The sequence below is a fragment of the Allobosea sp. 2RAB26 genome, assembly GCF_052115465.1.
Lineage (GTDB): Bacteria > Pseudomonadota > Alphaproteobacteria > Rhizobiales > Beijerinckiaceae > Allobosea.
This window is the reverse complement of sequence record NZ_JBFRGS010000013.1, coordinates 115,674-138,078: the sequence shown is the minus strand read 5'-3', so window position 1 is coordinate 138,078 and position 22,405 is coordinate 115,674. Positions and strand designations below refer to the sequence as shown.

Sequence of the window (22,405 nt, the reverse complement as noted above, 5' to 3'; positions counted from 1 at the left end):
GTTTCAACTGAATTGCTTCTTAAACGACATCTTCTGCGCTGGGAATAGTTCCAGTTGGAATTATTTTGAAAGTCGCAACCGCGAGATGAGCAAGAATATTACAACAAGGCCTGCAAAAATGACATCCCCGAGCTGTGCGTAAGGCGTAACAGAGGCGTGACTGGGCAGGGCCGAGTCGAGCACCCCCTCGCTCCCCAGCGGCAGGCTGCCGGTGATCCGGCCATAGGCGTCGATCACGGCGGATATGCCGGTATTGGCGACGCGCACCAGGGGCAATCCCTGCTCGACGGCCCGCAACCGGGCCTGGGCGAGATGCTGGTAAGGACCGCTCGTCTGACCGAACCAGCCGTCATTCGTGAGATTGAGCATGAAGCCGGGTCTGGGGCCCTGCGGCATCACCTCGCCGGGAAACACGGCCTCATAGCAGATCAGCGATGCGACCGGCGGCAAGCCGCGCACGGTGAGCGGTGTCCGGCGTGCGCCGGCCGTGAAACCGCCGGGAACGGCGACGAATTCGGACAGTCCGACACTGCGGATCAGCGTCTCGAGGAACGCGGGCAGGTACTCCCCGAACGGCACGAGATGGACCTTGTCATAGCTCGCGACGATCATGCCCTGATCGTCGACAACCTGGACCGAATTGAAGATCGGCGGCCGACTTTCGCCCGGCAGCGTTTCGCCGGCGCGGGCTGCGCCGGTGATCAAGGTTGTGTTCGGCGGCAGCAGGGCCGCGATCCGCGACAGCGCGCCCGGGGTTCGTCCGAGCAGGAAAGGGAAGGCCGATTCCGGCCAGATCAGATGGGTGACGTCCTGGACGCCCAGAGTCGTGGGACTTGTCGCCCGGTCGCTGAGCGCAAGATAGCGGTTGAGGATCGCTTCGCCGTTGCGCGGATTGAACTTGGCGTCCTGCGGCAGATTGGGCTGCATCAGGCGAAGTTTCACGCCGGGGACGGTGGGCGATGGCGCGGCGGGAATGCGCCAAGCACCAAAGCCGAGCAGCCCGCACAGGACCGCGAGCGCCAGAACTGGCGCCTGCCAGCGCTCCGGGCCCGCCTTGCCGGTGACGAGCATCGCCGGCGCTGCGCCGAGCGCGACCGCCACCAAGGTCAGGCCGTAAAGGCCGGCGACCGAGGCGAACTGCGCAATCCATGGCTGACCGGCCAGCATCATGCCGTAGACGTTCCAGGGGAAGCCCGTCAGCAGATGCCCGCGCAGCCACTCGCTCAAGGCGAGCGCGACGGCGAGGATGAGGATGCGGCCGCCGCCATGTGGCCAGACCAGGCGGGCGGCACCGAAGGCCAGGGCCGGAAAGACGGCGAGGAAGGCGGGCAGGGCAATGACGCCGAGCGGCATGGCCCAGGCGAATTTGTCGGCCTCGACGAGAAAGGCAGCACCAAGCCACCACAGTCCCGCGAGGAAGAAACCAAAACCCCACCACCAGCCGGCCGCCATGGCAGCGCGGAAGCGCGCCCCGCGGCTTGTGCCGACTGCGCCGTCGATCAGCCAGACCGCAACGGTCATCGGCACGACGATCAGTGGCCAGAGATCGAGGGGCGGCAGGGCGAGGGCGCCGCTGGCGCCGGCGACGAGCGCGATCAGGCGCTTGGGCCAGCCCCAGGCGAGGATGACCCTGTCGGCCAGGGCGGCAAGGCGCATCAGCCGGGATCCGTCGTCGCAGGAGCCTCGGAGACGGTGGGAACATTCCGATGGATGCGCAGCCGCTTGATGCGGCGCGGGTCGGCGTCGAGAATCTCGAAGGCGAGCCCCTCGGGCCCCTGGATCAGCTCGCCCCGTGCCGGGACGTGCCCGGCGAGCGTGACGATGAGCCCGCCGAGCGTGTCGACGTCCTCGGCGACGTCAGTCTCGGAAAGGTCGATCCCGGTTGCGTCCTTCAGGTCTTCGAGTGTCGCGCGGGCATCGGCGGTGAAACGGTTCTCGCCAGCCACCGCGATCGTCGGCGCGGTGTCGAGATCATGCTCGTCCTCGATATCGCCGACCACGATCTCGACCAGGTCCTCGATCGAGACCAGGCCATCGGTGCCGCCATATTCATCGATGACGAGGGCGATATGTGTGCGGGTGGCCTGCATCCTGACCAGCAGATCGACGGCAGGCATCGACGGCGGCACATAGAGCACGGGCCGCAGGATCTTGGCCGAAGCCAGAGTGACGGAAAGATCGATCGCGCCGAGATTGGGGCCGGCCGTTCCGGGCTGCGCGCCGCGGCGACCGGGTTTGGCCCGGGCTGCGATGAAATCGAGAAAATCGCGGATATGGACCATGCCGCGGGGGTCATCGAGCGTCTCGCCATAGACCGGGAGGCGCGAATGGCCGGCGGTGCGGAACAGGGCCAGCAATTCGCCGAGTGTTGCCTCGGACTGGACCGCGATGATGTCGGCGCGCGGGACCATGACATCGGCGATGCGGCGCTCGCGCAGGCTCAGAACATTGGAGAGCATGGCCCGCTCCTGCGGGCTCAGATCGGCGAGCTGCCCGCTCCCCTGGGCGAGCGCTTCGGTGATGTCCTCGCGAATCGTTGCCCCGTTCCGCAGGCCCAGCCGGTCGAGGAAATGGCTCAGCCATTGTGCCAGGCCGCGACTGGGAGGTTCACTTGGGGAGGGTCTACTGTCGTCGCTCATGGTACGGGGTGATCTGCCTTGGTCTGTGCCGCTGGAGCGGCTTCTGGTTCGGTGCCGGCATAGGGATTGGCGATGCCGAGGCTCGCGAGCGCGGCGATCTCGAGCCCTTCCATCCGCGTCGCTTCGGCTTCGGTCTCGTGATCCTCGCCCAGCACGTGCAGGAGGCCGTGGATGACGAGATGGCTGAGATGGTCGCCCATGCTCTTGCCTTCGCTCTCGGCTTCGCGCGCAACGGTTTCATAGGCCAGCACGATATCGCCGAGGACGGGGCTCGAGCCTATGCGCTCCGGCGTGGCGGCGGGAAAGGAGAGCACATTCGTCGCCTTGTCGAAGCCACGCCAGTCGCGATTGACGATGCGGATGCGCTTGTCGTCGGTGAAGAGAAGGCTGAGCTCTGCTTCGGCCAGCGGCTTGATGGCGGCGACGGTGAGCGCCGCCTCCGTTGCCCGGGCGACGCGCTCGCGCAGGTCCGCGAGCTCGCGCCAGCGGCGCGACTGCAGGCGGATGTCGATCGCGAGGCTTTGCGTTCGCGGCGCTGCGCGCCGCGAACGAGGTCGATCGTTCATCGCGGCCTCTCCCGCGACAATGTGCGCCGCAGACCCTCGCTGTGGTCTTCAGGCGCCGCCTCGGCGACGACGGACCGGGCACGCTCCTCGCGCTCATCCCGCTCTCGGCGGGAAGCATCCTCGTAAGCCATCACGATGCGGCGCACGAGATCGTGCCGGACCACGTCGCCTTCCTCGAAGCGGGCATGGCCGACGCCCTCCACACCGGCCAAGAGCCTCACGGCCTCGACCAATCCCGAGCGCTGTCCCGACGGCAGATCGATCTGGCTCGGATCGCCCGTGATGATCATACGCGAGCCCTCGCCGAGCCGGGTGAGGAACATCTTCATCTGCACGGAGGTCGCATTCTGAGCCTCGTCGAGCAGCACGACCGCATTGGTCAGGGTCCGTCCGCGCATGAAAGCGAGCGGAGCGATCTCGATCATGCCGGTCTGCAGGGCGCGCTCGACATGCCGCGCCTCCATGAAGTCGTTCAGCGCGTCATAGATCGGGCGCAGATAGGGATCGACCTTCTCGCGCATGTCGCCGGGCAGGAAGCCGAGGCGCTCGCCGGCCTCGACGGCCGGACGTGACAGCACCATGCGCTCGACCACGCCCTGCTCGATCAGCGAGACGGCATGCCCGACCGCGAGCCAGGTCTTGCCGGTGCCGGCCGGCCCCTCCGCCAGCACGAGCTCGTGGCGCTTGAGCTGGCGCAGATATGCATCCTGTGCCGCATTCCGGGCCCGCACCGGCCCGCGCTTGCGGGTGACGATCGCTTCGAACGAGGCCTTGCCGGTATTTTCCGCCGGGAACAGCGAACGCTGGACGTTGCTTTCCTCGATGGCTCCGTCGACCTCGCCGAGATTGAGCGGAGCGCCCGCCTTGGCGCGGGTATAGAGCGTCTTCAGCACGCGCCCGGCCTGCTCGGCCGTCTCGCGCGGGCCCTTGACGGTGACATGGTTGCCGTTCGGGCTGATCACGACACCGAGCCGGCGCTCAAGATGAGCCAGATTCTGGTCGTATTGACCGAAGACCAGACTGGCCAGCCGGTTATCCTCGAAGGACAACACGACTTCCGTGGCGGGGACCCCGTCGCGTGTCAGGCTCTCGACACGTGGCGATGCGCCCTCGCGGCGCGGCTCTCGATCGGATCTCGGGGTCACCTGGTCAGTCTGTGCCAATAGAGTCGTCTCCCTGGCGCGCGTGCCCGGCCGAACAGGGGCGTGAGGCCGGGTAGTCCTTCGGCATATCCGGACGCGTCGATCTCATCCTGATGACAGGCATTGAGAGCTGGCTCGAAAGCTGGGCCTGGTGATCTGGCGCTCACGCGGCGAGCTCCTCTGGCCCGGCCTCGCGGCCGAACAGCGAATTGGAGCCAGCCCGTTCGATCAGCACCTTCACCATGTCGCCAATCTGATTCGCCTTGGTGTCGATCTGCACAGCCTGAAGGTATGGCGATTTCCCTGCAAGCTGTCCCGGGTGACGTCCGGCACGTTCCAACAGGACATCGACGGTGCGGCCGACCATGGCGTGGTTGAAGGCCTGCCGGTGATGCTCGACGCGCTCCTGCAGGCGCTGTAGCCGTTCGCTCATCTCTTCCGGGGCGATCTGGTGCTCCAGCTCGGCCGCGGGCGTGCCCGGACGGGGCGAGTATTTGAAGGTGTAGCTCGAAGCGAAGCCGATATCCTCGACCAGCCGCAGCGTCTCGGCGAAATCCGCCTCGGTCTCGCCGGGGAAGCCGACGATGAAGTCGGAGGACAACGCGATATCGGGCCGCGCCTTGCGCACGCGCTCGATCAACAGGCGATACTCGTCCGCCGTGTGCTTGCGATTCATGGCTGCTAGGATGCGGTCCGAGCCCGCCTGCACCGGCAGGTGCAGGAACGGCATGACCTGCGGCAGGTCGCGATGGGCGGCGATCAGATCGTCGTCCATGTCGCGCGGGTGGCTCGTCGTATAGCGAATGCGGGCAATGCCTGCGATCTCGGCGACGCGGTGCATCAGCCGCGCCAGGCCCCAGATCTGCCCGTCTGGGCCTTCGCCATGATAGGCATTGACGTTCTGGCCGATCAGCGTGACGTCGCGTACGCCGGCATCCGCCAGCCGCTCGATCTCACTGACGAGTGCCGTGACCGGCCGCGAGAATTCGGCGCCCCGCGTATAGGGGACGACGCAGAAGGCGCAGAACTTGTCGCAGCCTTCCTGGATGGTGACGAAAGCCGAGATGCCGCGGCCGCGGATGGCCGCAGGTTTCGGCGCTGGCAGAAAGCCAAACTTGTCGTCGATCGGCAGGTCCGTGTCGACGACGCGCTTGCGCTTCGCCTCCGCCAGCAGCTCCGGCAGCCGGTGATAGGCTTGCGGGCCGACGACGAGGTCCACGGCAGGCTGCCGGCGCTGGATTTCCGCGCCTTCAGCCTGGGCAACGCAGCCGGCGACGACGATTCTCGTCTCCTGGCCGGCGGCGTTCTGGCCGTTCTTCAGGTCGCGCAGCTTGCCGAGCTCCGTATAGACCTTCTGCACCGCGCGGTCGCGGATATGACAGGTGTTGAGCAGGATGAGGTCCGCGCCTTCCGGCGCCGCCGTCTCCTCGTAGCCTTGCGCGGCAAGGATGTCGGCCATGCGCTGCCCGTCATAGACGTTCATCTGGCAGCCGAAGGACTTGATGTGGACTTTCTTCATCGTTTCGGATCGGGTCTCCAAACCGTCTCCTTACTCTGGATCGCGCGCCGTGAAAATGACCTCGCGCTATGCGTCCTTCACAAAGCAACATCCGCGCCAATACGCGCAATGACCTTCACGAGACCGGCCGTCCTGTCACCGCCTCGCGACGAGCGCGGCGGATCGCCTGCTCCGCCCGCCGGGTCGCGACCTTCCGCGAGGTCTCGTGGCCCATGCGGATCGGCTCGCCCCATGCGAGCTCAACGTCGATCGCACCGGAGTTGAGCATGGCTTTAAGATGGGGTGCGAGCTCCGTATCGCCATACCACGCCAGCGACGAACGCTCGACGCGTCCGCCCGCCATCCCGTGAAAGCCGGTATAGGTGATCGAGAGCGGATAGACGGTGATGTCGCCGTTATTGTCATTGCGGCCGAGCGCTTCGTGAACGGCGCCGAGCAGGGAAGACCGCAGCGGCAATGTTCTCGTGCCGTCGCCCGTGGTGCCTTCGGCAAAGAGCACCACGGCCTGCCCGTCGGAAATTCGCTTGCCCATCTCGGCGGTGATGCCGGCGGTTGCGGTCTTGCGCGTTCGGTCGATGAACAGCGTGCGCTGCACTGCGGCCAGGAAGCCGATCACCGGCCAGGTCGCAACCTCGGCCTTGGCAACAAAGGAAAGCGGCTGCGCGGCGCCGATCACCGGAATGTCGAGCCAGGAGACATGGTTGGCGACGATCAGTCCGCCTGCGCCCTTCGGCGGCGGGGTGCCGCGGACATGACGCCGGACGCCGAGGCAGGTGCACGCCAGCCGATGAAACCACAGCGGCACGGTCCAGCCATGCCGAGGCCCAAGGCGCAATGCGACGAGCTGCACCGGGACAAGCGCGACAGTGCCGAGACCGAGCAGGACGAGCCGCAGGATCGCGCCGGGCCGTAGACCATTCATGCGGGGCGTGGCTCCCGTCGCGTGGATCGCGAAAGTGTGAAGGACAGATATCCGGCGCGCTTCATGGACGACGTGGCTGCCGCTGTCACGCGAGATCGAGCCGCATGGTGATGGCGGTGGCGCGCGTGCCGTCGGCCTTGGGATAGTAGCCCTTGCGCCGCCCGACCTCGCGAAAGCCGAAATGCCGGTAGAGCCGGTCGGCAGCGGCGTTGCCGTCTTCCACCTCGAGATAGACATGGGCGACGCCCATGCCAGCGAGTTGGCTGAGATGGGCCGAGAGCAATGCGCGACCAAGTCCGCTGCCGCGTTGGCGGGGCGAGACGACGATGCTCAGGATCTCGGCCTCGTCCACGGCCCGTCGAGACATCACGAAGCCGGCGGGGTTAGGCTCGTTGCCGGCGAACACGCCGTCGGCGACGACGGCGCTGTCCACCAGAAGCCCCGCGCATTCTCCGGGCTCCCAGCCGCGGGCGAAGCCGCCGAGATGATGAAGTGCCGCAACATGGCGTGCATGCCGCACGTCGAGGCGCGCTGTTCGCGCCGGCGCAGCGTGAGGGTGCAGGAGTTTACGCAGCCAATCCATGCCGCTTGATCGCATGTTCCCGGGAGCCGGCAAAACGTCGAAATCGACGCCGTCAGCGCCGCGGCAAGCGGGCGCGATCCTGCGGTGTCGTCTCCGGCTCCTTGAGGTAGAGCGGGCGCGGCGGCGCGGCGGCAGGGTCGGCGAGAAGGCCCAGCCGTGCGACCCAGGTCACATCCGGAGCCTTGGCATCGTCGATGACCAGCGCGTCGAGCCCGATCGCCCAGGCCTCATTCGCAACGGCGAGCGCCGAGGAGCCGACGAGGCTGACCGGACCGGCACCGATCGCGCGCGCCGCATCCCGATAATTGACCTGCCGAATCGAAACGAGCTGCTTGCCCTGCGAGCTCAGCGCCTGGAACCAGACCTGGCCATGCTTGGCGTCCAGCGCGGCGGCGACGACGCGGCCCGACTCCCTGCCAATGAGGGGCGCGGCGGTTGCCGCCAGCGTGGTCACGCCGACGGCGGGGATTCCCGCAGCCAGCGCGATGGCGCGTGCGGCGCTGATTCCGACGCGCAGGCCGGTGTAGCTGCCCGGCCCGATGGTCACGGCGACGCGGTCAAGCGAGGCGAACCCACCGTCGACGGTGTTCATCACCCGCTCGATCAGCGGCATCAATGCCTCGGCATGTCCGCGATCCATCGCAATCTGTTCGCGTGCGAGGGGCGTGGTTTCGCCCATGTCGAGGACACAGGCGGAACAGGCGCCAAGCGCGGTGTCGATGGCGAGAATGCGCATCAGGTCACGATCCTGAGGAATGCAGAACGGCGTTCGGACAAGATCATGCCCAGGCGAATAATATCAGACGGCCTCGACTTCGCGCACATCCGGAAGGAAGTGGCGCAGCAGATTCTGGATGCCGTGCTTCAGCGTCGCAGTCGAGGACGGGCAGCCCGAGCAGGATCCCTTCATCGCGAGATAGACGACGCCATCCTTGAACCCGCGGAAGGTGATGTCTCCGCCATCGCCGGCGACCGCAGGGCGGATGCGTGTCTCCAGCAGATCCTTGATCGTCTCGACGGTGGCGGCGTCCTCCGGCGCGAAGAATTCGCCTTCGTCGGTGACATCGGCCTTCGAGCCGTCCGAGAGGACCGGCGCGCCCGACATGAAGTGCTCCATGATGGCACCGAGGATCGCGGGCTTGAGATGCGGCCATTCGCCGCCCGACTTGGTGACCGTGATGAAGTCGGAACCGAGGAAGACGCCGGAGACGCCGGTGACGGCGAAGAGACGCAAGGCCAGCGGCGAACGGTCGGCCTGCTCGGCGTCGCGCAGCTCGAGGGTGCCGTCCGGCATGACGGTGCGCCCGGGCAGGAATTTCAATGTCGCCGGGTTCGGCGTGGCTTCAGTCTGGATGAACATGGTGGCCTCCGGTGCCGGCGGGTCAAGGCCGCCGTTCCTGAGCCCGATATAGGCGCGTTGCTGGAATCATTCCAGCGCCAACCCGGCCTTGCGGGTCAGGCCAGCGCGTCGATCTCCTCGTCCTCGAGATGGCCGGGCACGATTGCGACCGGGATCGGGAAGGTGCCGGCCGATTTGCCGGCAAGAGCGCTGACCAGTGGGCCTGGACCGTCGCGCCCGGTGCCGGCGGCGAGCACCAGCAGCGAGATGTCCTCGTCGGCCTCGATCAGTTTGACGAGTTCGTCCGACTTCACGCCGGTGCGGACAACCTTCTCGGGCTCGAGCCCGGCGAGCGCGCGGACGGTTGCCGCCGCATCGTCCAGTAGCCGTTCGGCTTCCGCTTCCGCCTCGGCCTGCATCACCTCACCGACACCGAGCCAGGTCTCGTGCTCGGGCGGAGTGATGACGCCGAGCAGCACGATCGAGGCGCCGATACGCGCGCACCGCCGCGCGGCGAAGCGCACGGCCTTGGCGCATTCTTCGCTATCGTCGACCACCGCGAGGAATTTCGGGCGATGGCCCGTTTCATAGGACCGCCGTCGCGTCACCATCGATTCAAACCTGCCGCCGCTTCGGGAGAGCCCATGGTGGCCTGCGCCGCAACGTCAGCGCAAGCCCACCTGCGTCACCGGCCGCGGACGAAGCCGACCACGTCCTTGACGTCGCGCATGATCGGAGCGGCAATCTCTGCTGCGCGCTCGGCGCCTTGCCCGAGAATACCATCGATATGGGAGGGATCAGCGAGCAGGTGGCGCATCTCGCCAGCGATCGGCGCCAGCTTCGTCACGGCGAGATCGACGAGCGCGGCCTTGAAGGCCGAGAACTGTCCGCCGCCAAACTGTCCGAGCACCTTTGCCCTGCTTTCGCCGCTCAGGCCGGCATAGATGCCGACGAGATTTTCGGCCTCGGGCCGGCCTTCAAGGCCCTTCTCCTCGGATGGCAAGGCCTCGGGATCGGTCTTCGCCTTACGCACCTTCTGCGCGATGGTTTCGGCGTCATCGGTCAGATTGATTCGGGAATAGTCGGATGCGTCCGACTTGGACATCTTCTTGGTGCCGTCGCGCAGGCTCATCACACGCGGCGCCGGGCCCTGGATCATCGGCTCGGGCAGCGGGAAGAAGCCGAGCTCGCCGGTGCCGAGGCCGCGAGCGGCGATCTGCTCGGCGAAGTCATTGTTGAACTTCTGCGCGATATCGCGCGCCAGTTCGAGATGCTGCTTCTGGTCCTCGCCGACCGGCACATGTGTTGCCTTGTAGAGCAGGATGTCGGCCGCCATCAGATTCGGATAGGCGTAGAGTCCGACCGAGGCGTTCTCGCGGTCCTTTCCGGCCTTTTCCTTGAACTGGGTCATGCGATTGAGCCATCCGAGGCGGGCAACGCAGTTGAACACCCAGGCAAGTTCGGCGTGCTGCGCGACCTGGCTCTGGTTGAAGATGATGCTCTTCTTCGGGTCGACGCCGGCGGCGAGATAGGCCGCTGTGACCTCGCGGATGGCACGCGTCAGCTCGGCAGGGTCCTGCCAGACGGTGATAGCGTGCATGTCGACCACGCAATACACGCAGTCATAGCTCTCCTGCATCGCGACCCAGTTCGTGAGCGCGCCGAGATAATTGCCGAGGTGAAGCGTCGAGGTCGGCTGCATGCCGGAAAAGACGCGCTGGGGAAATTCGGCCATCAGGCGCTCCATTGTCGCGAGCGGGTATCAGGAACGCGGCGTTCTGGCGGAAGCGCGGGCAAGGCGCAAGTGCGGGAGGCCGAAAGCGCCGAAGAGGGCGCCAGTAAGGCCATAGACCGCGAGGCCGCCGAGACAAAGCGCGGCCAGGGACGCAATCCGCAACAGCAGGGGCTCGCCCGGGGCGAGCGAGGTCGTCAGCGCCGGCAGAAGGAGGAGGAGCGCGCCCAGCATGGTGGCGCTGGCACCCAGTATGGCGATGATCGGCCGCAGGCTTGCAAGGCTCGGCTGCCACAGGCCCTGGCGCCGCAGATGGAGCGACAGCAGAACGGCCTGGGCAACAAAGGCGAGGCTTGCCGCGAGGGCGGCGACGGTCGCCGCATCCTTGCCGGGCGCAGCGCCATAGCCGGAGAAAACGGCCACCAGGACGGCGGCAAGTCCAGCAAGCAGCGGGATACGTGGCATGCGCCGAACGAAATAGACCTGACCGAAGACCTTTGCCATCACCGCGAACGGAAGTCCGAGCGCGAAAGCTACCAGGGCTCCTGCTGTGCGCGCCCGATCTTCGGCGCCGAATCGGCCATGCTCGAACAGCACCGATACGATCGGCTCGGCCAGCGCGGCCAACGCGACGGCCGCCGGCACGGCAAGTGCCAACCCGAGCCCCAGCGCACGACCGAGCATGGCATCGTCCCGCGCACTCTCATGGCTCGCCATTTCGGAAAGCACGACGGTGCCCATCGCGACGCCGACGAAGCCGAGCGGCAGCTGGAAGATGCGATCGGCGTAATAGAGCGCCGCGACCGCTCCGCCTTCTGTCGAGGCGATCTGCATCGCAACCAGCAGGACGAGTTGTGCGCTCGATGCCGCGAGCAGGGTCGCGCCGCCTGTGCGCACGAGGCGGCTCATGTCAGGCGACCAGCGCAGACTGAGGCGCGGCAGCCCGATCTTGCGCAATCGGAGCAGGATCAGGCCGAGATGGGCGAACCCGGTCAGGCTGACGAAGATGGCGAGCAGGCTGGCACTCACCATGGCCTCTGCGCCCCGCGAGAGCTGGACCAGCAGCACGCCGAGCAGGATGGCGTTCATCAATGCCGGCGCGAGAGCCGCCGTCGTGAACCGGCGCTCGGCGTTGAGCAGTGCAGCCAGCAATGCGGCGAGCGTCGTCAGCAGCAGGAAGGGCAGCATCAGCCGCGTAAAATGGGTGGCCAGCGCCAGCGTTTCGGGCTCGTTCGCAAAGCCGCCGGCCAGCCCCAGCACCAGCCAGGGCGTGAACATTTCGCCGAATGCGATCAGCACCAGCAGCAGCAGGCCGAGATGCGCCGTGGCTTCTCCGGCGAAGCCACGAGCCGCCGCTTCGCCGCGCGAAGCCTTGATGTCGAGATAGAGCGGTACGAAGGGCGCATTCAGTCCGCCTTCGCCGAGCACGCGCCGGACCAGATTGGGCAGGCGCAGGGCTGCCAGGAAGGCATCCGCGACCGGACCGGCACCGAGCAGGCGCGCGATCAGCACATCTCTGGCGAAGCCGAGCAGGCGCGACAGCACCGTGGCAGCGCCGACCACCGCCGAATCGCGCGCAAGGCGCGACCCGGTAGGACTCGGCTCCGCCGGTGGCTGCATCACAGGATGAACCGGCTCAGATCCGCATTTTTGGCGAGGTCGCCGATCCGCGCTTCGACATAGGGCGCGTCGATCGTGACGGTCTCGCCCGAGCGGTCTGTGGCCGTGAATGAAATCTCGTCGAGAATCCGCTCGATCACAGTCTGGAGCCGCCGCGCGCCAATATTCTCGACGGTGGAGTTTACCGCGACGGCGATGCGGGCAATGGCGTCGATCGCGTCCGGGGTGAAGTCGACCGTGACCTCCTCGGTCGCCATCAGTGCGACCGTCTGCTTGATCAGGCTCGCCTCGGTCTCGGTCAGGATGCGCTTGAAATCCTCGACATCGAGCGGCTGCAATTCGACGCGGATCGGCAGGCGTCCCTGCAGCTCGGGCAGCAGGTCGGACGGGCGCGAGACATGGAAGGCACCCGACGCGATGAACAGGACGTGGTCGCTCTTCACCGGCCCGTGTTTAGTGGCAACGGTGGTGCCCTCGATCAGCGGCAGCAGGTCGCGCTGTACGCCTTCACGCGAAACATCTGCGCCGGCTCGGCCGTCGCGCGCGCAGATCTTGTCGATCTCGTCGAGGAAGACGATGCCGTTATTCTCGACCTCGCGGATGGCATCCTGGACGATGGCGTCCTGGTCGATCAGCTTGTCGCTCTCCTCGGCGATCAGCGGGCCATAGGCATCCTTGACGAGGATGCGCCGCGGCTTGCCCTTCTGGCCGAAAGCCTTGCCGAACATGTCGCCGAGCGAGATCGCGCCGATCGAGGCGCCGGGCATGCCGGGCAATTCGAACATCGGGGTCGAGCTCGCGCCAGAGGCGATCTCGACCTCGATCTCCTTTTCGTCGAGTTCGTTTGCGCGCAGCTTGCGACGGAAGGAATCGCGGGTCGCCGGGCTGGCCGTCGACCCCACCAGCGCGTCGAGCACGCGCTCCTCGGCCGCAAGATGCGCCTTGGCCTGGACGTCCTTGCGCCGGGCCTCGCGGACGAGGCTGATGCCGATCTCGACGAGATCGCGAATGATCGATTCGACGTCGCGGCCGACATAGCCGACCTCGGTGAACTTGGTCGCCTCGACCTTGAGGAAGGGCGCATTGGCGAGGCGCGCCAGCCGGCGCGCGATCTCGGTCTTGCCGCAGCCGGTCGGCCCGATCATCAGGATGTTCTTGGGCGCGACCTCTTCGCGCAGCGGCCCTTCGAGCTGCTGACGGCGCCAGCGGTTGCGCAGCGCGATGGCGACGGCACGCTTGGCATCCTTCTGGCCGACGATGAAGCGGTCGAGCTCGGAGACGATCTCACGGGGGGAAAAAGAGGTCATGGATACTTCCGATTGGGCGTCAGCGGACATCAGGCGATGTCGAGGCTCTCGATGACGAGGCTGTGGTTGGTGTAGACGCAGATGTCGCCGGCGATCTTCATCGCTTTGCGCACGATCGTCTCGGCGTCGGGCTCGACATCGACCAGCGCGCGCGCCGCTGCCAGGGCGAAGTTGCCGCCGGAGCCGATGGCCATCACCGAGCCATGTTCGCCCGCTTCCGGCTCCAGCACGTCGCCCGTGCCGGAGATCAGCAGGCTGACCTCCTTGTCGGCGACCAGCAGCATCGCTTCCAGCCGGCGCAGATAGCGGTCGGTGCGCCAATCCTTGGCGAGCTCGACGCAGGCGCGCAGCAATTGCGTCGGGTATTGCTCGAGCTTGGTCTCCAGCCGTTCGAACAGGGTGAAGGCATCGGCTGTTGCGCCCGCGAAGCCGGCGATCACCGCACCCTTGGCGAGGCGGCGCACCTTCTTGGCGTTACCCTTCATGATGGTCGGGCCGAGCGAGACCTGCCCGTCGCCGCCGATCACCACGCGCCCGCCCTTGCGCACCATCAGGATGGTGGTGGCGTGCATCACGGGGGCCTTGTTGTCGTTATCCATCAGAGCGTCTTCCAGTGTTTCCGGCCGTCCGCCAGATGTAGGGCTTTTCAGGCGCTGCACAATCGGCCGGGTGGCGTGAGCGTCAACGCGCTGCTAGAGCATGTCCCGCAAAAGTGGGATGCACTTTTGCGACGAGAACATGCTTCAGCAGCCACTTTGGCGCGAATTCTTGTCGCTCGGCTGATTTCAGTCGAGCGGAAAGCGCGCTAAAGCACCGGCCAGCAAGGTCACAAGGGCTTTTCAAATGCGTTCGGGCGAAGTGAAGCGCCGCACCAATGAAACCGATATCTCGGTCAAGCTCTCGCTCGACGGCACGGGCAAGGCCGAGATCGCGACAGGCGTCGGCTTCTTCGACCATATGCTCGATCTCTTTGCCCGCCATTCGCTGATCGATCTTGCGGTCACGGTGAAAGGCGACACCCATATCGATGATCACCACTCGGTCGAGGATGCGGGCATCGCGCTCGGCGAGGCGGTAAAGCAGGCGCTCGGCGACAAGAAGGGCATCCGCCGCTACGCCGACGTGCATCTGCCGATGGACGAGACGCTGACCCGCGTCGCCGTCGACGTCTCCGGCCGGCCCTTTCTGGTGTTCCGCACGAGCTTCAAGGCCGAGAAGATCGGCACGTTCGATACCGAGCTGGTGCGCGAGTTCTTCCAGGCCTTCGCGATCAATGCGGGCCTGACCCTGCATGTCGAGACACTCTACGGCGACAATGCCCATCATATCGCCGAGAGCTGCTTCAAGGGGTTGGCGCGGGCGTTGCGTCACGCGCTCGAGGTCGATCCGCGCGAAGGCGGCCGCGTGCCGTCCACCAAGGGCGCGCTATAAGGGGCCATGACATGGCGTTCTATACGGTCCTGATTCCGCCGCCCGGTTCCGGCAGCGAGCGCGACGATATCGAGCAGGCGCGGCTCCTGCCCGAGACATTCTCCTGGGCAGCCTTCCTCTTCACGGGCTTCTGGCTGCTGGCGAAGCGGCTCTGGCTGGCGACGCTCGTCTTCGCGCTGGTCTGGGCTGCCGTGTATTACGCGCAGAGCGATCTCGGGCTCGCCAGCGGTGCGGCGCTGCTGGCGCAATTCGTCATCGGGCTCTTCCTCGGGCTCGAAGGCCGGAACCTGATCGCGCGCAAGCTGCTGCGGAAAGGCTGGCGGCTTGCCGATGTGATCGAGGCCCCCGATCTCGCGAGCGCCGAACGACGCTATTTCGAGCGGGCTCTCGAAAGCCGGCCCGCGCCGGCTCCGCGCGAAGCCGCGCCGGTTCCTGCGCGTTTCCAGTCTTCAAGCGCAGTCCCGGTGATCGGACTCTTTCCTGAGGCGCAAGGCCGATGACCCAGTCCGTCGCCATCATCGATTACGGATCCGGCAATCTGCATTCGGCCGCCAAGGCCTTTGAGCGTGCGGCGGCCGAGTCCGGCATTGCCTCCACTATTCGCGTCACCAGTGATCCGGCGGTCGTGCGTGCGGCCGATCGCATCGTCCTGCCGGGCGTCGGCGCCTTCGCCGATTGTCGCCGCGGGCTCGATGCCGTCTCCGGTATGGTCGAGGTTCTGGAGGACGTCGTCCGCGGCAAGCAGCGCCCCTTTCTCGGCATCTGCGTCGGCATGCAGCTCCTCGCAAGCCGTGGGCTCGAATACACGGTGACCGACGGCCTCGGCTGGATTCCGGGCGATGTCGCCCTGATCAGGCCGACCGACGAGAGCCTCAAGATCCCGCATATGGGCTGGAACAATCTGCATGCGCAGGACGAGCATCCGTTGCTCGCCGGCATCGAGACCGGCCCGGGCGGCCTGCATGCCTATTTCGTGCATTCCTACGCGCTGACGCCGGAGCGGGCCGAGGACGTGCTGGCGCTGACCGAGTATGGCGGGCCCGTCACCGCCATGGTGGTGCGCGGCAACATCGCCGGTACGCAGTTCCACCCCGAGAAAAGCCAGAAGCTCGGACTGAAGCTGATTGCCAATTTCTTGGGATGGACACCGTGATTCTGTTCCCCGCCATCGATCTCAAGGACGGTCGCTGCGTTCGCCTGAAGCAAGGCGACATGGCCCAGGCGACCGTCTTCAATGACGATCCGGCTGCGCAAGCCGCGGAATTCGAGGCGCAGGGTTTCGAATGGCTCCATGTCGTCGATCTCGACGGCGCCTTTGCCGGTAAGCCGATGAATGCTGCAGCTGTCGAGGCCATCCTCGGCCGGGTCGCGTTTCCGGTGCAGCTCGGCGGCGGCATTCGCGACATCGCGACCGTCGAGGGCTGGCTCACCAAGGGCGTGCGCCGCGTCATTATCGGCACGGCCGCGGTGCGGGATCCGGCTTTCGTGCGCGAAGCGGCGAAGGCCTTTCCGGGCCAGGTCGCCGTCGGCATCGATGCGCGCGACGGCTTCGTCGCGGTCGAAGGCTGGGCCGAAACCTCTTCGCTTGCCGCGGTTGATCTTGGCCGCCGCTTCGAGGACGTGGGTGTCGCGGCGATCATCTACACCGACATCGCGCGCGACGGCATGCTCCAGGGCATCAACTGGGACGGCACGATCGCGCTCGCCGGGGCGCTGACCATTCCGGTGATCGCGTCGGGCGGGCTCGCCTCGATGGCCGATATTGAGCGCCTCTGTGCCCCCGACGCCGCCATCCTGGAAGGCGCGATCACGGGCCGCGCGCTCTATGATGGGCGCATCGATCCGGCCGCAGCGCTGGCGCGGATCGCTCAGGCGGACAAGGGGAAGGCGGCATGAGCCTGAAGACCCGCATCATTCCCTGCCTCGACGTCAAGGACGGCCGTGTCGTCAAGGGCGTGAAATTCGTCGATCTCGTCGATGCCGGTGATCCGGTCGAGGCCGCCAAGGCCTATGACGCAGCCGGCGCGGACGAACTCTGCTTCCTCGACATCACGGCGAGCCATGAGGATCGCGGCATCCTGTTCGATGTGGTGACGCGCACCGCAGAGGCCTGCTTCATGCCGCTCACCGTGGGCGGCGGCGTCCGAACGGTCGACGATATCCGCAAGCTGCTCTTGGCCGGGGCCGACAAGGTCGCGATCATGACGGCGGCCGTGCAGCGGCGTGCCTTCGTCAAGGAAGCGGCGGAAAAGTTCGGCGATCAGTGCATCGTCGTCGCGATCGACGCCAAGAAGGTGGCGCCGGAGCGCTGGGAGATCTTCACCCATGGCGGCCGCAATGCGACCGGGCTCGATGCCGTCGCCTATGCCCGCGAGGTGGTCTCGCTCGGCGCCGGCGAGCTGCTGCTGACCTCGATGGACCGCGACGGCACCGGGGCAGGCTTCGATCTTGACCTGACCAGCCGGATTGCCGATGCGGTTTCCGTGCCCGTCATCGCGTCCGGCGGTGTCGGCACGCTCGACCATCTCGTCGACGGCGTGCGGGAGGGCCATGCCAGTGCCGTGCTGGCGGCCTCGATCTTCCACTTCGGGACTTTCACCATCCCCCAGGCCAAAGCCCATATGGCGGCGGCAGGGCTGGCGATGCGGCTGGATTGAGCGATGAGCGGCTTTACACTGTCCGATCTCGAAAAGATCGTCGCCGAGCGGGGAAGGGCCTCCCCCGAAGAGTCCTGGACCGCCAAGCTCCTGGCTGGCGGGCCGGAGCGCGCCGCCAAGAAGCTCGGCGAAGAGGCTGTCGAAACCGTGATTGCAGCTGTGCAAGGCGACAAGCAGGCTTTGATCGCCGAAAGTGCCGATTTGCTCTATCATCTCTTGGTCGTGCTTTCGTCGCGCGATGTTGCATTGCAAGATGTGTTGAGCCAGCTTGAGGCCCGTACCGCCCGGTCCGGTCTGGCTGAGAAGGCGGCGAGGAAACCCTGAGCCATGTTGCCGAAGGCCGGATCCGGCTTTCGAAAAGGCGGCATGCTCAGAGTCCAGTCGAGGATATCCGAGCCTTGAATCTCGAAGTCTGGAATGCGGATCGCGGCAGCATGGACCAACGTCTGATCCCGGCCGCGGCCGATCCCGATCTGGTTTCACCCTATCGGACCTTCACGCGGGACGAGTGGGCGCATCTGCGCGCCGATACGCCGCTGACGCTTTCGGTCGACGACCTGACCAAGCTGCAATCGATCAATGATCCGATCTCGCTGGACGAGATCGTCGCGATCTACCTGCCGCTGTCGCGGCTGCTGTCGCTCTACGTTGCGGCCACGCAAGGCCTGTTCAAGGCGACGCAGCGTTTTCTGCTGGCAGAAGCCGAGGTCAAGGTTCCCTATATCATCGGCGTCGCCGGCTCGGTCGCAGTCGGCAAGTCGACCACGGCACGCGTATTGAAGGCGCTGCTCTCGCGCTGGCCGAACACGCCCAAGGTCGAACTCGTCACCACGGACGGCTTCCTGCTGCCCAATGCCGAACTCGAGCGGCGCGGGTTGATGCAGCGCAAGGGTTTTCCGGAAAGCTATGACAGTTCCGCGATCCTGCGTTTCCTCTCCGATGTCAAAGCCGGCAGGCCTGCGGTCTTGGCGCCGGTCTATTCGCATCTTGTCTACGATGTCGTTCCCGGTGAGCAGGTCACTGTCGAGCGGCCGGATATCCTGATCCTCGAAGGCCTCAACGTTCTGCAGCCGAGCCGGATGCCGAAGGACGGCAAGGTCATCCCCTTCGTCTCCGACTATTTCGATTTCTCGGTCTATCTCGACGCGCATGAGGACGACCTGCACCGCTGGTACGTCAACCGCTTCATGACGTTGCGCCAGACCGCCTTCCGCGATCCTCGCTCCTTCTTCCGCAAATATGCCGAGATCGGTGAGGAGGAGGCCCTGTCGATCGCCGAGAATCTATGGACCGGGATCAACATGCCGAACCTGCAGGAGAACATCCTGCCGACGCGCCAGCGCGCCAGCCTGATCCTGACCAAGGGCGCGAGCCATCGCATCCAGCAGGTCGCGCTGCGCCGCCTCTGAGAAACCGGCATGGAGGCTTTGTCCGCGCTCGCGGTGATGGCGGGCGCCGCCTTCGTTGCGGCCTCGATCCTTCCGGCGCAGTCGGAAGCCGTCTTTGTCGGCCTGCTCGCGGCAGGGAGTGCCGAACCGCTGACGCTGTTCCTGGTCGCGAGCCTCGCGAACACCGCGGGTTCGGTCCTCAACTGGTGGATCGGTCGATTGATCACGCGAGGCGGGCTGGGGAGATTGCCGGCCAGGCTGCGCCCGGACCCTGCGAAACTCGGCAGCGCCCAGGCCTGGTTCGGTCGTTTTGGCTGGCCGTCCTTGCTTCTTGCCTGGCTGCCGATTGTCGGCGACCCGCTGACGGTCGTCGCCGGCACTTTGAATTACCCACTCGGCCGCTTCACGCTGCTCGTCTTCATCGGCAAGGCTGCACGCTACGCTGCGCTCTGGGCCGGCTGGGTCGCAGCGTCATAGCCTTGGGCTCAGGCAAGACGCGTATCGGTTTTATGTGCGAGCGCTGCCTCACCTTTTTGGATTTTGAGATTTGCGTGTGCGGATGTCTCGGGCTACCAGCAAGCCCCTTACTTCAGGAGATCTGATCATGAGCATCCAGCGCATCGGTATCGGCCCCCGCATGTCCAAGGCCGTCGTGCATGGCAACACCGTCTATCTCGCCGGTCAGGTCGCCGATAAGGCTGCCGGCAAGAGCGTTGCCGAGCAGACCGCCGACATCCTCGGCATCATTGACGGCCTGCTGGCCGAAGCCGGCACCGACAAGACCAAGCTGCTGATGGTCAATATCTGGCTCTCCGACATGTCGACCTTCGCAGAGATGAACGGCGTCTGGGACAAGTGGGTCGTCGCCGGCCAGACTCCCGGTCGCGCCACCGTCGAAGCCAAGCTTGCCGCGCCGCAGTTCACGGTCGAGATCGCGGTCATCGCCGCGAAGTGAGACGCCAGTGCTGATCTGGAACGGGAGGATGCCATCAGCGGGTCGGAGGAGATCGCGCCGCTCCTAGTGCGCGTCACCGTGCGCTACGGCCTGCCGGCAGTGGCGCTGCCGGCCATGGTCGCCGATTGGCTGCGCCGACCCGGCGCAGCGCTTCCTGGGGAAGCGCTGCTTGACCGCAAGGCGCAGGATTTCCTCGCAGTAGCAGGTCGACTCGGCGATCCACTTGGCGACGAGGCCACCCGGCATCTGCGAAGCGAGGCGGCCGCAGCGCTTGCCGCCGGCCGCTTCGCCGATGCGGACAAGGCGCTGGCTCAGGCCGAGCTCCAAGTGATCGGCGGCTCGACCGATCTTTCGGCGCTGACGGTCGCCCAGCGGCTCACGGCCGGCGGGAACCGCACCGACCGGGCGGCGATCAGCTTTCTGCGCATGACGTTGGAGGCCTATCGCGAGGCCGCTGCCCGCTATGGCGAAGCGTCTGCGCTAATCGGTCTGGCCGATCTCGATCGCAGTCGGGATCTGGCTCTCGCCCAGGCGAAAGCGCTGGCGCGGATCAGCGAGGATTTCGGTGGGCGAGACGGCTATGACGCGGCCACTGGCTTGCTGCGCCGTTTGCTCGAGGGCTTCGACAGCCTCGAGGATACGGTCGCCTTTGCCGGGGCCCAGGACGCTTTCGCTGCCGTGCTCGAGAGCCTCGCGGAGATGTCCGGCGATGGCAAACTACGCGTCGAGGCGCTCGGCTGTTGCCGGGCGGCATTAGAAGACCTCCGCCGGGATGAAGCGCCGGCCCTCTGGCATGGATTGAAGGTCCGCTTTGGCCGACTTGCCTCGATGCTGGGTGAGGCCAGCGCGGACGATGATCTGCTGGAGGAAGCGGTTGCAGCGTTCGCCGATGTCCTTGCTCGCTGGGATCGAAGTCGCGATGAGGCGCGTTGGCTCGAGGCCGAGCACTTGATTTCTCGCGCGCGCGCCGATCTCGGTTCGCGCCGGAAGGACCTCGCCCTGCTCGAGCGGGCTTTCAACGGCTTCAACAGGGTTGCCAAGACCGTCGACAGGGCGCGGGAGCCTCTGCGCTGGGCCGAGTTGCAGCATCAGATGGGTGGGGTGCTAGCGGCCATGGGCGAGCGCTATAGCGAGCCCGTCGTGCTCGAAGAGGCCATCGCCTTGTTCGCTGCCGCGCTTGAGGAGCGCCGGCGCGAGACCGTCCCCTCCCTTTGGGCGGCAACCACGGCCAGTCTCGGACAGGCTTCCCTGCATCTCGCCGAACGCCGCCGTGATCGGGGCCTGGCCGAGCAGGCCCTCGCTCAGATCATGTCCGCGATCGAAGCCTTGCGGGCCAGTGGACACGCCGCGAATGCCAAGCGCCTCGAGGCGCCGTTGATCAAGGCCGGCAGGCTGGTCGAGACACTACGCAAGAGCTGAGAGCGGGGCTTCCGCGGCTCAGGCCGCTTTCCTCCAGTCCGCGAGCCGCTCAAGTGCCGCATCGAGCGTCGCGTCATGCTTGGCAAAGCAGAAGCGCACCACCGTCTTGACGGCGCCCTCCGCATAGAAGGCGCTGACCGGGATCGCGGCGACACCGTTCTCCGTGACAAGTCTCTGACAGAACGCGATGTCGTCGGTCTCGCCGAGCGGCGCGATGTCGACATTGAGGAAGTAGGTGCCGACGCTTGGCAGCACGCTGAAACCGAGACCCTGCAACCCGCTGGCGAAACGATCGCGCGAGCGCTGGAAATCGGCGCGCATCCCGTCGAAATAGGAATCATCCTTGCCGAGCCCATAGGCGACTGCAACCTGCAGGTTCGGCGGGGTGGTAAACGTGATGTATTGATGCGCCTTGGCGAGCACGCGCATCAGATTGGGCGCCGCCATCACCATCCCGACCTTCCACCCGGTCAGCGAGAAGATCTTCCCGGCCGACGAGATCTTCACCGTGCGCTCGCGCATGCCCGGCCGCGCCATCAGCGGTACATGCCTGCGGCCGTCGAAGACGACATGCTCCCAGACCTCGTCGCAGATCGCGACGGCGTCATGCCGGATGCAGAAATCGGCGAGCAGATCGAGATCGGCAGCACTGAAGATCGTCGCGGTCGGATTCAGCGGGTTGTTGAACAGCACGACCCGGGTCTTTGGTGAAAAGGCCTTGGCCAGCGCCTCTTCGCTCAGGCCGAAAGCCGGCGGGGTTAGGGTCACGAATTTCGGGATGCCGCCGGCCCGGCGCACCAGCGGCACATAGGCGTCGTACATCGGCTCGAACAGCACGACCTCGTCACCGGGCGTGATCAACGCCATCAGGGCGCCGGCGATCGCCTCGGTTGCCCCCGAGGTGATCATCACCTCGCTGTCCGGATCGAGATCAAGGCCCTGCCAGTGCTTGTAATGCGTGGCGCAGGCCTGACGCAGCTCCGGCAGGCCCATCATCGGCGGGTACTGGTTCCAGCCGTTCATCACCGCCTCGGCGGCCTTTCGCCGCACATCCTCGGGCCCCGGGTCGTCGGGAAAGCCCTGGCCGAGATTCACGGCGCCGGTCTCGCGCGCGAGCCGCGACATCACTTCGAAGACGCTGGTCTGAAGGGCGGAGAAGATCGGGTTCATCGCAATCTTGTCGAGT

Annotated in this window: 25 protein-coding genes; 10 read left to right on the top strand and 15 right to left on the bottom strand. The window is 66.1% G+C overall.

Annotation, left to right across the window (positions count from 1 at the left end):
- Window positions 1-60: 60 nt before the first annotated feature.
- The 14 genes from lnt to hslV form a co-directional block, all read right to left on the bottom strand.
- On the bottom strand, window positions 61-1,656 hold the full coding sequence (lnt, locus tag AB4118_RS23620) for an apolipoprotein N-acyltransferase (protein ID WP_441492018.1): 1,596 nt from the start codon (window positions 1,654-1,656) through the stop codon (window positions 61-63).
- Window positions 1,656-2,639: a hemolysin family protein gene (locus AB4118_RS23615; RefSeq protein ID WP_441492017.1), complete on the bottom strand. Its 984-nt coding sequence runs from the start codon at window positions 2,637-2,639 to the stop codon at window positions 1,656-1,658. Before AB4118_RS23615 ends, lnt begins: the two co-directional genes overlap by 1 nt.
- Complete coding sequence (gene ybeY / locus AB4118_RS23610) at window positions 2,636-3,205, bottom strand: rRNA maturation RNase YbeY (RefSeq protein WP_441492016.1); 570 nt, start codon at window positions 3,203-3,205, stop codon at window positions 2,636-2,638. Before ybeY ends, AB4118_RS23615 begins: the two co-directional genes overlap by 4 nt.
- Window positions 3,202-4,290 carry a PhoH family protein gene (locus AB4118_RS23605; protein WP_084652191.1) on the bottom strand — a complete coding sequence of 363 codons (1,089 nt, stop codon included), beginning with the start codon at window positions 4,288-4,290 and terminating at the stop codon, window positions 3,202-3,204. Before AB4118_RS23605 ends, ybeY begins: the two co-directional genes overlap by 4 nt.
- 220 nt (window positions 4,291-4,510) lie before the next feature.
- The gene (gene miaB, locus AB4118_RS23600) at window positions 4,511-5,866 is read right to left on the bottom strand and encodes a tRNA (N6-isopentenyl adenosine(37)-C2)-methylthiotransferase MiaB (protein WP_441492015.1); all 1,356 of its coding nucleotides are present in this window, start codon (window positions 5,864-5,866) and stop codon (window positions 4,511-4,513) included.
- 115 nt (window positions 5,867-5,981) lie between these two features.
- The gene (locus AB4118_RS23595) at window positions 5,982-6,788 is read right to left on the bottom strand and encodes a lysophospholipid acyltransferase family protein (RefSeq protein ID WP_441492014.1); all 807 of its coding nucleotides are present in this window, start codon (window positions 6,786-6,788) and stop codon (window positions 5,982-5,984) included.
- 85 nt (window positions 6,789-6,873) lie between these two features.
- Window positions 6,874-7,371: a GNAT family N-acetyltransferase gene (locus AB4118_RS23590; RefSeq protein ID WP_441492013.1), complete on the bottom strand. Its 498-nt coding sequence runs from the start codon at window positions 7,369-7,371 to the stop codon at window positions 6,874-6,876.
- Between the two features lie 52 nt (window positions 7,372-7,423).
- Window positions 7,424-8,107, bottom strand: a complete 684-nt coding sequence (gene tsaB / locus AB4118_RS23585; RefSeq protein ID WP_441492012.1) for a tRNA (adenosine(37)-N6)-threonylcarbamoyltransferase complex dimerization subunit type 1 TsaB — start codon at window positions 8,105-8,107, stop codon at window positions 7,424-7,426.
- A 63-nt stretch (window positions 8,108-8,170) separates the two neighbouring features.
- Window positions 8,171-8,731, bottom strand: a complete 561-nt coding sequence (locus AB4118_RS23580; RefSeq protein ID WP_441492011.1) for a NifU family protein — start codon at window positions 8,729-8,731, stop codon at window positions 8,171-8,173.
- A 95-nt stretch (window positions 8,732-8,826) separates the two neighbouring features.
- Window positions 8,827-9,321, bottom strand: a complete 495-nt coding sequence (locus tag AB4118_RS23575) for a universal stress protein (RefSeq protein WP_069878559.1) — start codon at window positions 9,319-9,321, stop codon at window positions 8,827-8,829.
- Window positions 9,322-9,395: 74 nt separating this feature from the next.
- Window positions 9,396-10,445, bottom strand: coding sequence for a tryptophan--tRNA ligase (gene trpS, locus AB4118_RS23570; RefSeq protein ID WP_441492010.1), 1,050 nt, complete (start codon window positions 10,443-10,445; stop codon window positions 9,396-9,398).
- 27 nt (window positions 10,446-10,472) lie between these two features.
- Window positions 10,473-12,062: a murein biosynthesis integral membrane protein MurJ gene (gene murJ, locus AB4118_RS23565; protein WP_441492061.1), complete on the bottom strand. Its 1,590-nt coding sequence runs from the start codon at window positions 12,060-12,062 to the stop codon at window positions 10,473-10,475.
- Window positions 12,062-13,369 carry an ATP-dependent protease ATPase subunit HslU gene (gene hslU / locus AB4118_RS23560; RefSeq protein WP_441492009.1) on the bottom strand — a complete coding sequence of 436 codons (1,308 nt, stop codon included), beginning with the start codon at window positions 13,367-13,369 and terminating at the stop codon, window positions 12,062-12,064. Before hslU ends, murJ begins: the two co-directional genes overlap by 1 nt.
- A gap of 29 nt (window positions 13,370-13,398) precedes the next feature.
- Window positions 13,399-13,968: an ATP-dependent protease subunit HslV gene (hslV, locus tag AB4118_RS23555; protein ID WP_113515684.1), complete on the bottom strand. Its 570-nt coding sequence runs from the start codon at window positions 13,966-13,968 to the stop codon at window positions 13,399-13,401.
- Between the two features lie 244 nt (window positions 13,969-14,212).
- Between hslV and hisB the strand changes: the two genes are divergently transcribed.
- The 10 genes from hisB (at window position 14,213) to AB4118_RS23505 (ending at window position 21,219) form a co-directional block, all read left to right on the top strand.
- Window positions 14,213-14,800, top strand: coding sequence for an imidazoleglycerol-phosphate dehydratase HisB (hisB, locus tag AB4118_RS23550; protein ID WP_113515683.1), 588 nt, complete (start codon window positions 14,213-14,215; stop codon window positions 14,798-14,800).
- An 11-nt stretch (window positions 14,801-14,811) separates the two neighbouring features.
- Window positions 14,812-15,300, top strand: coding sequence for a DUF2628 domain-containing protein (locus AB4118_RS23545; RefSeq protein WP_441492008.1), 489 nt, complete (start codon window positions 14,812-14,814; stop codon window positions 15,298-15,300).
- A complete protein-coding gene (gene hisH, locus AB4118_RS23540) occupies window positions 15,297-15,953 on the top strand; it encodes an imidazole glycerol phosphate synthase subunit HisH (protein ID WP_441492007.1) in 657 nt (218 codons plus the stop codon). The genes AB4118_RS23545 and hisH overlap by 4 nt, the downstream gene beginning before the upstream one ends.
- Complete coding sequence (gene hisA / locus AB4118_RS23535) at window positions 15,941-16,696, top strand: 1-(5-phosphoribosyl)-5-[(5-phosphoribosylamino)methylideneamino]imidazole-4-carboxamide isomerase (RefSeq protein ID WP_441492006.1); 756 nt, start codon at window positions 15,941-15,943, stop codon at window positions 16,694-16,696. Before hisH ends, hisA begins: the two co-directional genes overlap by 13 nt.
- The gene (gene hisF / locus AB4118_RS23530; RefSeq protein ID WP_113515679.1) at window positions 16,693-17,457 is read left to right on the top strand and encodes an imidazole glycerol phosphate synthase subunit HisF; all 765 of its coding nucleotides are present in this window, start codon (window positions 16,693-16,695) and stop codon (window positions 17,455-17,457) included. The genes hisA and hisF overlap by 4 nt, the downstream gene beginning before the upstream one ends.
- A 3-nt stretch (window positions 17,458-17,460) precedes the next feature.
- Entirely contained in the window at window positions 17,461-17,781 is a 321-nt protein-coding gene (locus AB4118_RS23525) for a phosphoribosyl-ATP diphosphatase (RefSeq protein ID WP_441492005.1), read from the top strand.
- Window positions 17,782-17,891: 110 nt separating this feature from the next.
- Window positions 17,892-18,866 (top strand): type I pantothenate kinase, encoded by a 975-nt coding sequence (gene coaA / locus AB4118_RS23520; RefSeq protein ID WP_441492004.1) that lies wholly within the window; start codon window positions 17,892-17,894, stop codon window positions 18,864-18,866.
- A gap of 9 nt (window positions 18,867-18,875) precedes the next feature.
- On the top strand, window positions 18,876-19,322 hold the full coding sequence (locus tag AB4118_RS23515; protein WP_441492003.1) for a YqaA family protein: 447 nt from the start codon (window positions 18,876-18,878) through the stop codon (window positions 19,320-19,322).
- A gap of 127 nt (window positions 19,323-19,449) precedes the next feature.
- Window positions 19,450-19,800 carry a RidA family protein gene (locus AB4118_RS23510; RefSeq protein WP_069878549.1) on the top strand — a complete coding sequence of 117 codons (351 nt, stop codon included), beginning with the start codon at window positions 19,450-19,452 and terminating at the stop codon, window positions 19,798-19,800.
- Window positions 19,801-19,866: 66 nt separating this feature from the next.
- The gene (locus AB4118_RS23505) at window positions 19,867-21,219 is read left to right on the top strand and encodes a hypothetical protein (protein ID WP_441492002.1); all 1,353 of its coding nucleotides are present in this window, start codon (window positions 19,867-19,869) and stop codon (window positions 21,217-21,219) included.
- An 18-nt stretch (window positions 21,220-21,237) separates the two neighbouring features.
- On the opposite strand, the gene AB4118_RS23500 is transcribed toward AB4118_RS23505, so the two are convergent.
- Window positions 21,238-22,389 carry an aminotransferase gene (locus AB4118_RS23500; protein WP_441492001.1) on the bottom strand — a complete coding sequence of 384 codons (1,152 nt, stop codon included), beginning with the start codon at window positions 22,387-22,389 and terminating at the stop codon, window positions 21,238-21,240.
- Between the last annotated feature and the right edge of the window lie 16 nt (window positions 22,390-22,405).